Source organism: Sporosarcina sp. FA9, assembly GCF_051550205.1.
GTDB lineage: Bacteria > Bacillota > Bacilli > Bacillales_A > Planococcaceae > Sporosarcina.
In genome coordinates this window covers 1,351,845-1,366,667 of the sequence record NZ_CP188819.1, presented here as the reverse complement: position 1 = coordinate 1,366,667, position 14,823 = coordinate 1,351,845, and the positions used below count along the sequence as shown (strand labels likewise).

The following is a 14,823-nucleotide window of genomic DNA, read 5'->3' as shown; positions in this document are numbered from 1 at the left end:
ACTCAAACTGGCATCCGGATGATTTCTTGATATGCTTCTACTACTTTATTTCGCATTTCCATTGTTGCGTTCAGTGCAATCGTTGCTTTTTGGGCTGTAATCATTACATCATGCAATTCGACATTCTCGCCTCTAACAAGTTTTTCAGTCATCATGTCTGAATTAACCTGCATTTTATTCACTTCACTTATTGCATCTTTTAAATACGTTCCAAAACTCTGTTGTACTTCGTTCGATGTTGGTTTCAACTGAGTTTCAGGCTTCAGAAGACTTACATTTGGTGCACTATTTAAAACAGATTGAATGGCCATTGTTTTCAACTCCCAATTTTCTTAGTTATCTTCCGATTTCTAAGGCTTTCATTAACATTGATTTGTTTGCGTTCAATACAGTGACATTTGCTTCATAAGACCGGGTAGCAGACATTAAATCAATCATTTCACGAAGTGGATCGACATTTGGCATTTCAACGTATCCATCTTCATTGGCATCTGGATGACTCGGATCAAATATAAGTTTGAAAGGAGTCTCTGTATCTTCATTTATTCGAGATACTTTCACACCGTATCCGGCGGATCCTTTATTTGTTTTTCCCATTGCTGCGTTTAACATTGAGGAGAACTGGCCCTCCCGTGGTTGAAAAGATACGGACTTTCTTCGATATGGTTGCCATTCACCATTTACGAATTTATCGCGTGTAGAATCAACATTCGCCATATTAGAAGCAATTACATCCATCCTAAGCCTTTGGGCAGTAAGTGCCGAAGCAGACGTATTCAGGCTATGAAATATCGTCAACGTTAACGGCCTCCCTTAATCACATTTTGCAGTGTACTAAATTTGCCGTTCAAACGATCTACAACTGCATTGTAATAGATTTGATTGGCTGCTAAACTTGATTGTTCCTTGTCCATGTCTACACCGTTACCATCGTGACGGTAACGAAAGTTCGAATAATTAAATACACCCGGTTCTATTGAACGACTTTTGAAATCAATATGACGCGCGTCTGTTCGATAGGCCCCTAAGTTTTTCGCTTGAACATTTGAAAAGACTTCTTTAAAACTAACATCTTTTGCTTTGTAATTGGGCGTGTCTATATTTGCAATGTTTTGTGCTATTGTCTTACCTTTTGTAGCTGAATAATCCAGACCACGTTCGAGGGATTGAATTGTATTACCAAAAAGGTTCATCGTATACCACCCATCTATTATTTTATTAGCAGTAGTTTAGTAGTTATTATACATCATTTTTATTGCACTCTATTATTTTCAACATATAGTACTATCTTAGCAGATGCTGTCGTACTATGTCTATGAATACTTAAACAAATACCACGGCACTTTAATATTGCTTGAATACTATGATTATTGCGCGAGTTTTCAACACCACAACTTATAACTATAAGTTGTATTTTTTGAAATCCATAAAAAAAGCACTCCCTAAAGTATAGGGAATGCTTCATTACGATTAATTACGATTTTTGTTTTTCAAGTTCTTCAAGAAACTTATTGTTAAGAACTTTAATATAAGTTCCTTTCATTCCTAATGAACGTGACTCAATAACTCCAGCACTTTCTAACTTACGAAGTGCGTTTACGATTACTGAACGTGTAATTCCAACTCGATCTGCAATTTTTGATGCAACTAGAAGACCTTCATTGCCATCAAGTTCATTGAAGATATGTTCAATTGCTTCATGCTCACTGTATGAAAGTGAATTGATAGCCATTTGAACAACAGCTTTACTACGAGCTTCTACTTCAATTACTTCTGACTTTTCACGTAAAATTTCCATTCCTACAACTGTTGCTCCGTATTCAGCAAGAATTAGATCGTCATCTTGGAAATCTTCTTTCATTCTTGCAAGAATAAGTGTTCCAAGACGTTCACCGCCACCAATGATTGGAACAATCGTTGTTAAACCTTCTTTAAACAAATCGCGGTTTTCAACAGGAAATGCTGAGTGAACGCTGTTTATATCTAAGTTTGATGATGTTTCATTTACATCAAATAGTCTTTTTGTGTATTCTTCTGGAAATTGACCCTCTTCAAACATTTGTTTCATACGATCGTTTTCAATTTGCTGATGAATTTCAACACCAAGTAATTTACCTTTTCTACTCACGATATATGTGTTACATGCAATTACAGAACTAAGTTTTTCTGCCATTTCTTTAAAGCTTACTTGTTTTTCTGAAGACTCCTGCAACATTGCATTGATCTCTCTTGTTTTCACTAATAATGTCATCTTACTTTTTCCTCCTCAAAATAATTACAATTGGTTATACGAATATTCTAAAGGTTTCCAATCATTAAATAAACTAAAACGATTCCGTTTTTATTATTTAAAGTATAAATTGTGACAAATCTTTGTTTTTTGCGATATCTTGGAGCTTTTCATCGACATATTCCGACGTGATTTTTATAGTCGCAGGGCCTATATCTGCCGCTTCATACGATAACTCTTCTAATAACTTCTCAAGAATTGTATGCAGACGTCTTGCGCCAATATTTTCAGTGTCGTCGTTTACATTAAATGCGATTTCGGCAATTCGACTAATTGCCTCGTCTGCAAAATGCAGAATAACATGTTCAGTTTCGAGTAACTTTTCATATTGACGAATTAAAGAGAACTCTGGTTCCTTTAAGATGCGTTCAAAATCACTTTTCGACAGTTTGTCTAGTTCAACTCGAATCGGAAAACGTCCTTGAAGTTCCGGAATAATATCCGAAGGTTTTGCCATATGAAATGCACCCGCTGCAATAAACAAAATGAAGTCCGTTTTTACAGTACCATACTTTGTCGATACAGACGAACCTTCAACGATTGGTAATATATCCCTTTGAACACCTTCGCGTGAAACATCCGCAGATGACCCGCTTCCGCCCCGACTAACGATTTTATCCATTTCATCCAGAAATATAATTCCGGATTGTTCTGTTAACTCTATTGCATGTCTTGCGATTTCGTCATGATCTATTAATTTATCAGCTTCTTCACTCTCAAGGAAAGGACGGGCATCCTTTACCTTTAACTTACGTTTGGTTGATTTCTTCGGCATCAGAGACGAGAGTGCATCTTGCATATTAGCACCCATTTGTTCCATTCCGGAACCTTGAAATGCGTCATACAGGGAAGGAGTTTGAGCTGTAACTTCAATGGTAATGGTGTCTTCTTCCAATTCACCTGCTTGAAGTCTTTTGGATATTTCGGAACGCTTCAACTTCACATTTGCTTCTTCCGCATAATCTGTCTCTTCCTCTTCTGCCTTTTGTCCAAACATCATTTCGAAAGGATTTTGCATTCCACCTGCTTTTTTCTTTTCAGGAACAAGCAATTCAATCAAACGTTCATTCGCAAGTAATGTAGCTGTTTCTTTCACAGACTCACGTTTTTCCTCACGAACAATTCGAATTCCCGCTTCAACTAAATCTCTAACCATCGATTCTACATCACGACCAACATATCCAACTTCAGTAAATTTGGTCGCTTCGACTTTCAGAAACGGTGCATTGACAAGTTTCGCTATCCTTCTGGCAATTTCTGTTTTACCAACACCAGTAGGTCCAATCATCAGTATGTTTTTTGGAATAATTTCATTCTTTTCATTTTCCGGAAGTAAACTTCTTCTATAACGATTTCGAATTGCAACCGCTACTGCCTTTTTTGCATTGTCTTGGCCAATAATATAACGATCAAGATGTGCTGTCAGTTCCTTCGGAGTCAATTCCCGTTTAAGAGTCATCAGAGCACCTCCACAATAATCTGGTCATTTGTAAAAACACAAATTTCAGAAGCAATTTCCAAGGACGCTTTAGCAATTTCAGTAGCTGTTAACGTATCTCCACTGTACTTCTTTAGCGCACGTCCCGCCGCCAGTGCATAATGACCACCAGAACCTATCGCAAGAATACCATCGTCAGGTTCTATCACTTCGCCTGTTCCAGAAACAAGAAATAACTGTTCTTTATCCATTACAAGCAGCATCGCCTCAAGTTTGCGCAGGATTCGATCCCCACGCCATTCTTTTGCGACTTCTACCGCTGCACGTTGAAGATTGCCATTGTACTCCGTAAGTTTACCCTCGAAAATTTCGTAAAGAGTAAATGCATCTGCAACTGAACCAGCAAAACCGGCTAGAACTGTGCCGTTAAATAATTTCCGAACTTTTTTCGCGGTATGTTTCATGACAACTGCATTACCAACCGTTACCTGTCCGTCTCCAGACATTGCAACAGCACCGTTATGACGAATCGCAAATATTGTCGTTGCGTGGAATTCCATAAAAAATCATCCTCCCTATGCCCTTGGGTGAGTATTCATATACGTTTTCCGTAAATGTTCTTTTGTTATATGCGTATATACTTGGGTCGATGAAAGATGTGCATGCCCAAGTAATTCTTGTACCGTCCTCATATCGGCTCCATTTTCAAGCAGATGTGTCGCGAACGAATGACGTATCATATGTGGATAAATTTTCGAATGAAGTGAAGCATTTTCAACAAGCGAACTAAGAATATGCCGCACTCCCCGATCTGTCAGTGGATCTCCTCGAAGATTCACAAATAGAAAGCTATGCTCTTTCTTTTTCATGAGCTGTAATCTGCATTCTTCTTGGTACAAATCAATGGCCTGCTGAGCAAAGCTACCATACGGAACATATCGTTCCTTTCTACCTTTTCCCATTACCATAACAATTCCAAGATGATCGTCAATATCATTCATTTGTATCGATATTAACTCGCTGACACGAATTCCTGTTGCATAAAGCATTTCTAGAATTGCACGATCACGAAGGGACTTCTTGTCTTCACCAGCACAAGTTAAAAAAAGTTGTTCCATTTCTTTTTCATAAAAAAAAGCAGGAAGTCGCTCTTCCTTCTTCGGATGATGAAGAGACCTAAATGCATGATCTTTTGTTCCATATCTAGAGTTCGCAAATTTATAAAAGGAACGAATAGAGGAAACTTTTCTAGAGATAGTAGTCCTTGCAAGACCTTTATCATACAAGCCCGTCACATAAAGCCTAGCTTCAGGATAGGTAACATCATTTAAATCGGCAATTCCTTCAGCACTTAAAAACAGTAGAAATTCATCTATATCTTTTTCATATTCAGAAACCGTTAAGGGCGAGAAGTTTCTTTCAAGTCGAACATAAGTGATATATTCACCACGGATAATCGAAGGCTGTATTATCAAACATTCCACCTCCATCATGAAAAGCCTCTAAATTATAACAAAATTCAGAGGCTTTCCGCAATCAGGACCTTACTATAGTACTAATTCAAAATCGAGCATTCTTAATAAGTATTCCCAAAAAGAACTGTTTTAACGCTTATCTAAAGCAACGGCACTCTCCTAAAGCTCATTGTTGAAGTTGTGTCTAGATATCAACAATTCGGAATTAAGTAAGAATCCTCAACTATTCTTATTGTGTATCCTCCTGATAGTCACATTCTGTACACTGTACAGTAACACCTTTTTTCGATTTCTTCTCAACTAGTGGACCCTCACATTTCGGACAAGCCCTTGCGACTGGCTTATCCCAAGAAACAAATTCACATTCTGGATATTGATCACAACCGAAAAAGATTCGTTTCGTTTTACTCTTTCGCTCAACGACTTCGCCTTTTTTACATGTAGGACATGTGACTCCGATTGGTTTGATAATCGCTTTTGTATTTCGACAATCCGGGAATCCTGAACACGCCATAAATTTACCATATCTTCCAAGTTTGTAGACCATAGGTAATCCGCATTTTTCACAATCTTCCCCAGCAGGTTCGTCTTTTATTTCAATTTTTTCCATTTCAGCATCAGCGAATGTCACATGTTTTTCAAAATCTTTATAAAAATTATCGATTACTTGAACCCATTTGGTTTTGCCCTCTTCAACATCATCAAGTTCTTTTTCCATCTGAGCCGTAAATTCAACATCTATAATATTTGGAAAATATTCATTTACTGCCTGATGGACAATTCCACCAAGTTCTGTTGGTATGAAGCGTTTTGCATCGAGAGTTACATAACCACGTTTTTGAATGGTATCAAGTGTTGGCGCAAATGTTGACGGCCTTCCGATTCCTAGTTCTTCAAGTGTCCGAACTAATCTTGACTCGGTATACCTAGGAGGTGGTTGCGTAAAGTGTTGTTTCGGATCGATTTCTTTAAACTTCACCTTTTCGCCCTCAACTAACGGAGGAAGAATACGATCTTTTTCTTCTTCTTTATCGTCATCGCCTTCAACATATACTTTCATAAACCCTTGGAACTTGACCTGGGAGCCGGTCGATCTAAACTTCACTTCTCCATTAACCAAGTCTACTGAGACCGTGTCCAAGACCGCTGGAGCCATCTGACTCGCTAGAAAACGTTCCCACACAAGTTTGTACAACCTGAATTGATCTCGCGATAAAAGAGCCTTCATAGCAGCAGGTGGACGCATTACCGAGGTTGGTCGGACAGCCTCATGCGCATCTTGTGCTTTTGGCGATGCTTTTGCTGGTGGTTTTACTGCTGCAAGAAATTCTTCTCCATACATTGTTTCAATATAGGATTTTGCTTCTGCATTTGCGGTTTCGGAAGTTCTAGTAGAATCTGTTCTCATATAAGTTATAAGACCTACGTTACCTTCTTTACCAATATTAATACCTTCATAAAGTTGTTGGGCAATCATCATTGTTTTTCTTGCACGGAAATTCAGTTTACGTGCCGCTTCCTGTTGTAACGATGATGTTGTAAAAGGAAGAGCAGGATTACGTCGTCGTTCTTTTTTCAAAACTTTGTCGACGTCAAATGTTTTCCCTTTTAATTTCCCGAGAACTTCATCAACTTGTTCTTTATTAATTAACTTCACTTTTTTCTTGCCTTCACCATAAAAACTTGCATCAAATTCAGCTTTTCCTTTTTCAATGCGAGCAGCAATGCTCCAGTACTCTTCTGGTTCAAATGCGTTAATTTCATTTTCACGGTCAATGATCATACGAAGTGCAACGGATTGAACCCGTCCAGCGGATAACCCTTTTTTCACTTTTTTCCAAAGTATAGGACTGATATTATAACCGACAAGCCGATCAAGAATTCTTCGAGCTTGTTGTGAATCTACTAGGTCCATATCAATCGGACGCGGTTTCTTAAAGGATTCTTTAATTGCATCTTTCGTTATTTCGTTAAACACCACTCTACAATCAGACTCGATATCTACGCCTAATTGATGGGCCAAATGCCAAGCAATCGCTTCCCCTTCTCTGTCGGGGTCAGCCGCGAGATAAATCTTTTTTACTTTTTTTGCTTCTTTCTTTAATTCTTGAAGAATTGGGCCTTTACCACGAATTGTAATATATCTAGGTTCATAGTTATTTTCAGTGTCTACGCCCATTTGACTCTTCGGGAGATCCCGTAAGTGCCCAAGTGATGCACGTACTATATATTTTTTCCCAAGATAGCGTTCAATTGTTTTCGCTTTTGCTGGGGACTCTACAATTACTAAATAATCTGCCAATTAAGTGTGCCTCCTCAGAGACTTTCTGTATTTATTCCTAAAAAGAATATCTGTTGCAAAATGTATACTAGATTTCGGTAAAAAGCAAACTTTTTAGCAGTCTACTTTATTTACGAGTGGATAAAAGTCAAAGCATCAATTACTTGATAACCGCTCCAAAGCGGCCGTGCACCTTCGTCTATCAACTTATTTGGTCCCCCGGAAAGTTCGGACGTTATAGAACCAGGAACCGCATAGACCTCTTTTCCGTTTTCCAAGGCATGCTCAACTGTACTCATCGTGCCGCTTCTATCCGCAGCTTCTGTTACTATAACCGCGTCAGATAATCCACTAATGATACGGTTACGGTTCGGAAATGTCCAACGTTCGGGTGTTACATACGGTGGATACTCAGTTAATAGCAACTGATTTTCAGCGATTTCCTTTGCAAGTTGACGGTTTTCGGCGGGATACATATGAAATAATCCATGCCCAAGTACAGCAATTGTTTTTCCTCCATAGGCGATGGCAGCTTTATGAGCCATTGTATCCGCCCCTTTTGCAAGTCCAGATACGATAACCACATCGTTTTCAACAAGCGGAGGCACAATAAGTTCTAAAGCTTGTTTTGAATAAACGGTTGCTTTTCGTGAACCAATAATAGCAATCTTATATTTCTCAGTAAGAATACGTATGTCTCCTTTCATGTAAAGGACTGATGGAGGATCAAACAATGATAAAAGATGGCTAGGATATAGGGGATTTGTAAACGGAATAGGGGTAATTTCATGCCGTTTATACAGTTCTTCATAGGGGGTAGTTCTGCTTTGTTGTAGTTTCATTTTTAATTTAACAGCATTCGGTAACGTTATTCGCAAAATTCGTACCAATTCTTCCGCTGAATAATTTTGATAATCAACGAGTTCAGGATCTATCTTGTATAGGTTTTCTAGTCGATTCATGGGTATTGGTAAAACATAATGAAGAGCCAGTAACCGTTTTTCAACATCTGTCAGTTGGTGCATTTTTTTCCTCCTCAATTTAAATTTTAAAAAATGCAGCGGCATCCATAAGATACGCTGCATTCATTATATTAATGTGTTTTACATTTTTCGTATATACCTTTTTCTTTAATAACTTTAATAAGCGTTTCTCCAATAACAGATGGAGTATCTGCAACTTCAACGCCGGCAGCATTAAGAGCCTTAATCTTTTCAGCAGCAGTACCTTTACCACCAGAGATAATTGCACCGGCATGGCCCATGCGTTTTCCTTCTGGTGCTGTTTGTCCACCAATGAATCCAACAACTGGTTTTGTCATGTTTTCTTTAATCCATGCAGCAGCTTCTTCTTCAGCTGTTCCACCGATTTCACCAATCATAACAACCGCGTACGTTTCTGGATCTTCGTTGAATTCCTTAAGAACATCAATGAAGTTTGTCCCGTTAACAGGGTCTCCACCGATCCCAACAGCAGTTGTTTGACCAATTCCTGCTTGGGATAGCTGATGTACCGCTTCATACGTCAACGTACCTGAACGTGAAACAACTCCAACATGACCTTTTGTATGAATATAGCCTGGCATAATACCAATCTTACATTCGTCAGAAGTAATAACGCCTGGGCAGTTTGGACCTACAAGACGAGTCTTTTTGCCTTCCATATAACGTTTTACTTTTACCATATCAAGAATCGGAATATGCTCAGTAATACAAATTGCCATATCTAAATCCGCGTCCACTGCTTCCATAATTGCGTCTGCCGCAAATGGTGCTGGAACATAAATGACCGATACAGTTGCTCCCGTTGCATTTACAGCGTCTTCCATTGTATTAAACACAGGAACTCCAGCAGCTGTTTCTCCACCTTTACCAGGTGTAACACCAGCAACAATTTTCGTTCCATACTCAAGCATTTGCTCTGTGTGGAAGAGTGCCGTAGCACCTGTAATTCCTTGTACGATAACTTTTGTATCTTTATTAATATAAATACTCATGTTTGTCCCTGCCTTTCTTAGCCTACGAGCTCAACGATCTTTTTAGCACCGTCTGCCATTGAATCTGCAGCGATGATATTAAGTCCTGATTCGTTTAATAAAGCTTTACCTTTGTCTACGTTTGTACCTTCAAGACGAACAACAAGTGGAACTTGAAGTCCAACTTCTTTAGAAGCTGCAATTACGCCTTCTGCAATAACGTCACACTTCATAATTCCACCAAAGATGTTAACGAAAATACCTTTAACAGCTTCATCTGAAAGGATGATTTTGAATGCTTCAGTTACTTTTTCTGCAGTTGCACTTCCCCCAACATCAAGGAAGTTAGCTGGTGATCCACCATAATAGTTGATCGTATCCATAGTCGCCATTGCAAGTCCTGCACCATTTACCATACAACCAATACTTCCATCAAGAGAAATATAGCTTAGGTCGTATTTTGAAGCTTCGATCTCTTTTGGATCTTCTTCATCGAAGTCACGAAGTTCAACAATGTCTTTGTGACGGAATAGTGCACTTTCGTCAAAGTTGAATTTAGCGTCTAAAGCTAAGATGTCACCTTCTGCTGTTACAGCAAGTGGGTTAATTTCAACTGTAGAAGCATCTTTTTCAACAAATACTTGATACAAACCGAGCATGAATTTCACTGCTTTGTTTACAAGTTTTGTTGGTATATTCATTTTAAAAGCCATACGACGAGCTTGGAATCCAGTCAATCCAACAACCGGGTCGATGATTTCTTTGAAAATCTTTTCTGGTGTTTCTTCAGCAACGGCTTCGATGTCCACGCCGCCTTCTTCAGAACCCATAAGTGTTACACGATCTGTAGCGCTATCAAGAACGAGTCCTACGTAATACTCTTTCTCGATATTTGAACCTTCTTCGATAAGAAGTCGTTTAATCTCTTTACCCTCTGGACCTGTTTGGTCTGTAACAAGTATCTTGCCGAGTAGTTCTTTTGCGTACCCGCGTACTTCGTCAAGATTTTTTGCAATCTTAACTCCACCCGCTTTACCACGGCCACCCGCATGGATCTGTGCTTTTACAACATAGATTCCTGGTGTAAGTTGTTTCGCAGCCTTAACCGCTTCTTCAGGAGAAAAAGCAACAATTCCTGTTGATACAGCTACGCCATAATCACGTAAAAGCTGTTTTCCTTGATATTCATGGATATTCATCTTACATCCTCCAATCGAACTTATAACTCTTTATTTAGTGCCTTATCCATTGTAGTAAACTTGTCATAAAATGTCCACAGATGGATACTATTTATCGAAAAGTAGTTTAATATTATTTAGCTCTCTTTTTTAATCCATGTTCACGGTCTACTTGATAAATATACGCAAATACTTCGGAAACTGCTTTATATAACTCCTCTGGTATGGACTCGTTAATGTCTAATTGACCTAGGATCTCGACAAGACTCGGATCTTCTTGAATGGGCACATCATGTTCTTTTGCCTTAAGTAAAATATTTTCGGCAATTTTACCCCACCCTTTTGCAATAATTTTCGGGGCTCCACTTGAATTCGGATCATAAGAAAGCGCAACTGCTTCTTTACGAATCTGTTTTTCCTCATTCATATGCGGTAATCAACTCCTTGTTCGAAGTTATTTGTTTGTTTTATTGCTGATTCAATACGTTTTTCTTCTTCGTAAAATTCTTTAAAGAAAACACCTGAAAGTTTATAGCCTACAGAATCTAGACCATCTTTAAGTTTTTCTTGTATTGGATTTCCAAGTAGTTTCAAACTTTTATCAGCGTTGTAAACAGTTATTGTCACCACTTTATTTTGAACTTGCATATCGACAATCGTTTTATCTAGTGAATGTAAATCCAGATAAAAGAGGATTCGAGCAAAACTAGAATCAATTTTCCCGTTCTCTTTCATTCGACCGTTCCACTCCAAAGTCGCATCAATCTTTTTACCAAAAAACTCTAGTGGAACTTGCATGATTAATTGATGCTGAACACCATTATCACTTGATGCTAGAAGTGGTCCATTCATCCGTGTGACGAGATTTTCTGCACTGTTTTTTATTGCTTGCGATATCAATGGGTCCGATATAAGAGAGAGAAGTAACGGTTTAAGTGTTTCCGCAAGATTTCCTACATTTGCATCCCTACTAAGAAGACCTGCTTCATAATTCATTCCAAAGGATCGAACTATCGTTTGGACTGCATCTTTAATGGCTTTTCCATCCACAGCAGACGTAACCGCCACTTCTGCAGCTTGCATAAGTTTTTGGACAGAAGGGTTATTCGATTGTTCCGCATTTTTAACGAGTAAAGCTAACTTTCCCATCGCCTCAGATTGTATATTCTGGCCACTAAGCAACGTTAAAACTTGTTCTTTCATTCCTATGGCCGTTGTTGTAAAAGGAGCTGCAACTGCATTTTCAGAAGCCATTCGTGTAAGGGCCAAACTGAACTCAGTGCTAAATTTACTTCCCCCGTCTGATGTTGTTGGTGAATTCGTCATACGATTTATTAATGCAGTTACTATCTCTTTATTTCCAGTAGTTAAGGTCGGTTCGGATGCGACAAGGTTCTTCAGCTGCGCTAATTGTGCCGTTGTAGGGCTTTGTTGTTGACTGCTGATTTGTTTGAGCAGCACGCCAATTTCTTGGGCTACAGTTGGTTGCACTACAGGTTGTGGATTCATTGGTTGCTGGGTCGTGGTTTGTTGTACCGTTGTCTGACGCCCGGTAGCCAGTCCTTCGGAAATCAGTGAAGTGAGTACTTGCTGCAGATTTGCAAGAGATGTACTGGGCGGTAACACATCTACGCCTTTTAATAATTGCACTGTTGCGAAACGGCTCTCTGTACTTTCAGTAGGATTAAGCAACGTCAATAAAGCTTGCCCAAGAGCCGCTCTTCCCGTCGCTTGCAAAAACGGTTTCTCAACAGTTTCAAGCGACGCCAGTATCGCTTGTTTTATCTGCGGAGGAATGGTTGTATCGGACACCATTAAACTCTTTAAAGAAGTAAGCGAAGTATGTAACCCCTCTTTGGATTCAACTCCAAAAAGGGCTCTGAAAACAGTTTCGTTAAAAGGCAACTTCAGCTCAACCATCTTCTGGATTGTTGCTAGCGCTTCACCTCTTGTAGCGGTGGGGACAGTTTTCAACAACGCTTCTGCTTGCATTAAACTCTCTCTAGTCATTGGCATCTTGTTTTTAAGTACAAACGAAAGCAACTCCTGCATTTCGGCCGTTTTGGGAAGTTGCATGGACTCCATGAGACTCGCAAGTTGACGCACCGGACCTTCCGTACCACTCATCGGACCTGAAATGATTTTCAATTGTAATTCAGGTTTTACTGAAGATACTTGAAAATAATAAGAATCTCCAGCCTTCATAGGCACTTCAAGCTTCGCAAATAATTTTTGACCACCAATTTGAACTTCGGCCATTTGTCCCGGAAAAAGTTGCTTTATTTGGCCGTGAAATAATTGACCTTCCTTTAATACAAGGGACTTATTCTCGGTAGCTGGCGTTGAGGGCTGTGCACTTACAGAAGTCATTGCTCGAAAACTCATTGTTATGTCCTCCTTTCCGATGTCATTGATTTTATAGGTTCAAAACTTCTACGGTGATGTTCACAAGGTCCGTATGTTTCAAGTGCTTCTAAATGTTGAGCTGTTCCGTATCCTGAATTATTAATAAAGTGATACATAGGAAATGCATTATGTAGATCATCCATAATTGCATCTCGTGACGTCTTCGCCAATATAGATGCTGCCGCAACAGCCAAACTCTTTGCATCCCCCTTTATTACTGATGCTGTTGGGCATGTTATCGTAAGAGACATTGCATCGACAATAACAAAATGCGGAGATACGGTTAGTTCATTTACGGCCTGTTCCATGGAATCCCGTGTAGCTGCATAAATGTTCATAGTATCAATGGTTGTGGCTGGCTGAATATGAACGGAATAATCAATTGCGATTCTCTTAATGATTTCAGCAAATCTCTCGCGGTTGTGTTTTGAGATTGCTTTTGAATCGTCTAATCCAATTAGCTCGCGCGTATCTGCCGGAAGAATAACCGCTGCAGTCACCACAGGGCCCGCTAACGGTCCGCGACCCGCTTCGTCAACTCCAGCAACTAGGTCCTCTTCAGAGTGCACAAACGAGCGATCAAAGGCCATTTTAGTTGTATGGGCATTTTTAATAAGTTCGTTTTTATCGTATTGACGTTGCCATCTTTTAAGCGCTGATTTTACGCCAGCTCTGGAGTCTTCTAAGAGCTCTAGCATCCAAGGCTCAGGCTCTTTGGTTGATTGCAGTTGTTCAGTGATTTCTTTTATCGTTTTCATGTTGATCACCTTCCACGTAATAAAAGTTACCTATTTGTTTCTCTTTTTATATCTATCGGTTCGTTAAGCATTTTTTCGACTATTTAAAGTAAGAAAGACCGATTACCTAGTGAAATTCCACATGCGGCATCGGTCTTCAATTTATTTACTATAATTTGCTTACTTGAAAAAAATCTTATTAAACAAAGTCGAATGTAAGTTTACCTAGATGTTCGTTGCGAATGTCTCGTACAATCATTTCGGATACTTTGTCAAAATCGACTGCCCCGCCAGTTGTATAGACTTTACGAAGTTCTCCGATGCTCGTTAGAACTTCAATGATGCTGTCATCCACTTTCGTAAGGCCATATCTTTGGCTAAGACGATTTGGATAGTGCTCCTCAAGAAAACGAAGACCGTAAATGGCTAAATCCTCCATATTAAGAATCGTGTCTTTAATGGCACCCGTTAGAGCTAATTTATAACCCGCTTCTTTGTCCTCAAATTTTGGCCAAAGAATACCTGGTGTATCCAGCAGCTCAAGTTCTTTACCGTATTTAATCCATTGTTGCGCTTTTGTGACACCGGGTGTATTACCTGTTTTCGCAATGTTTTTCTTCGCTAAACGATTGATTAATGTTGATTTACCTACGTTTGGAATACCAACAATCATCGCTCGAATGGCACCAGGACGAATTCCTCGACTGCGCATTCGCTCATGCTTAGGCTCTAAAATCTCTTTAGCCGCTTTTGTAATAGCCTGCATTCCTTTGCCTTCAAATGAATTAATCGAGATTGCTCGATCTCCCCGGTCCTCAAAATATCGAATCCACTTAGCCGTCTCATTATCATCCGCGAGATCTGCCTTATTTAATATTAGAAGTCTTGCTTTTTGATGGATTACATCATCAATCATCGGGTTTCTAGATGACAAAGGTAATCTAGCGTCAATTAGTTCAAACACAATATCAACTAGTTTTAATTTCTCGGTTACTTCTCTTCGCGCTTTAGCCATATGGCCTGGAAACCATTGAATTGTCATG

The 14,823-nt window shown here is 39.2% G+C and carries 15 protein-coding genes; all 15 read right to left on the bottom strand.

Annotated elements, in window-relative coordinates; translation table 11 throughout:
• Positions 1 to 2: 2 nt before the first annotated feature.
• A complete protein-coding gene (fliE, locus tag ACP8HH_RS06640; RefSeq protein ID WP_438317587.1) occupies positions 3 to 311 on the bottom strand; it encodes a flagellar hook-basal body complex protein FliE in 309 nt (102 codons plus the stop codon).
• 25 nt (positions 312 to 336) lie between these two features.
• Positions 337 to 798 carry a flagellar basal body rod protein FlgC gene (gene flgC, locus ACP8HH_RS06635; RefSeq protein WP_438317584.1) on the bottom strand — a complete coding sequence of 154 codons (462 nt, stop codon included), beginning with the start codon at positions 796 to 798 and terminating at the stop codon, positions 337 to 339.
• A gap of 2 nt (positions 799 to 800) precedes the next feature.
• Positions 801 to 1,193: a flagellar basal body rod protein FlgB gene (gene flgB, locus ACP8HH_RS06630; protein ID WP_438317581.1), complete on the bottom strand. Its 393-nt coding sequence runs from the start codon at positions 1,191 to 1,193 to the stop codon at positions 801 to 803.
• 281 nt (positions 1,194 to 1,474) lie between these two features.
• Positions 1,475 to 2,251 carry a GTP-sensing pleiotropic transcriptional regulator CodY gene (gene codY / locus ACP8HH_RS06625; RefSeq protein ID WP_438317579.1) on the bottom strand — a complete coding sequence of 259 codons (777 nt, stop codon included), beginning with the start codon at positions 2,249 to 2,251 and terminating at the stop codon, positions 1,475 to 1,477.
• A 97-nt stretch (positions 2,252 to 2,348) separates the two neighbouring features.
• Positions 2,349 to 3,749 (bottom strand): ATP-dependent protease ATPase subunit HslU, encoded by a 1,401-nt coding sequence (gene hslU / locus ACP8HH_RS06620; RefSeq protein WP_438317576.1) that lies wholly within the window; start codon positions 3,747 to 3,749, stop codon positions 2,349 to 2,351.
• Positions 3,749 to 4,288, bottom strand: coding sequence for an ATP-dependent protease subunit HslV (gene hslV / locus ACP8HH_RS06615; protein ID WP_438317573.1), 540 nt, complete (start codon positions 4,286 to 4,288; stop codon positions 3,749 to 3,751). The genes hslU and hslV overlap by 1 nt, the downstream gene beginning before the upstream one ends.
• A 15-nt stretch (positions 4,289 to 4,303) precedes the next feature.
• Complete coding sequence (xerC, locus tag ACP8HH_RS06610; protein ID WP_438317570.1) at positions 4,304 to 5,203, bottom strand: tyrosine recombinase XerC; 900 nt, start codon at positions 5,201 to 5,203, stop codon at positions 4,304 to 4,306.
• 229 nt (positions 5,204 to 5,432) lie between these two features.
• Positions 5,433 to 7,505 carry a type I DNA topoisomerase gene (gene topA / locus ACP8HH_RS06605; protein WP_438317567.1) on the bottom strand — a complete coding sequence of 691 codons (2,073 nt, stop codon included), beginning with the start codon at positions 7,503 to 7,505 and terminating at the stop codon, positions 5,433 to 5,435.
• Positions 7,506 to 7,615: 110 nt separating this feature from the next.
• On the bottom strand, positions 7,616 to 8,509 hold the full coding sequence (gene dprA, locus ACP8HH_RS06600; RefSeq protein WP_438317564.1) for a DNA-processing protein DprA: 894 nt from the start codon (positions 8,507 to 8,509) through the stop codon (positions 7,616 to 7,618).
• Between the two features lie 68 nt (positions 8,510 to 8,577).
• Complete coding sequence (gene sucD / locus ACP8HH_RS06595; protein ID WP_438317561.1) at positions 8,578 to 9,480, bottom strand: succinate--CoA ligase subunit alpha; 903 nt, start codon at positions 9,478 to 9,480, stop codon at positions 8,578 to 8,580.
• A gap of 17 nt (positions 9,481 to 9,497) precedes the next feature.
• Positions 9,498 to 10,658 carry an ADP-forming succinate--CoA ligase subunit beta gene (gene sucC, locus ACP8HH_RS06590; protein WP_438317558.1) on the bottom strand — a complete coding sequence of 387 codons (1,161 nt, stop codon included), beginning with the start codon at positions 10,656 to 10,658 and terminating at the stop codon, positions 9,498 to 9,500.
• A gap of 112 nt (positions 10,659 to 10,770) precedes the next feature.
• The gene (locus ACP8HH_RS06585) at positions 10,771 to 11,064 is read right to left on the bottom strand and encodes an EscU/YscU/HrcU family type III secretion system export apparatus switch protein (RefSeq protein WP_438317555.1); all 294 of its coding nucleotides are present in this window, start codon (positions 11,062 to 11,064) and stop codon (positions 10,771 to 10,773) included.
• Entirely contained in the window at positions 11,061 to 13,022 is a 1,962-nt protein-coding gene (locus ACP8HH_RS06580; RefSeq protein WP_438317552.1) for a hypothetical protein, read from the bottom strand. Before ACP8HH_RS06580 ends, ACP8HH_RS06585 begins: the two co-directional genes overlap by 4 nt.
• A gap of 2 nt (positions 13,023 to 13,024) precedes the next feature.
• Positions 13,025 to 13,801, bottom strand: a complete 777-nt coding sequence (locus tag ACP8HH_RS06575) for a ribonuclease HII (RefSeq protein WP_438317549.1) — start codon at positions 13,799 to 13,801, stop codon at positions 13,025 to 13,027.
• Positions 13,802 to 13,979: 178 nt separating this feature from the next.
• Positions 13,980 to 14,822, bottom strand: a complete 843-nt coding sequence (gene ylqF, locus ACP8HH_RS06570; RefSeq protein WP_438317546.1) for a ribosome biogenesis GTPase YlqF — start codon at positions 14,820 to 14,822, stop codon at positions 13,980 to 13,982.
• Position 14,823 lies beyond the last annotated feature (1 nt).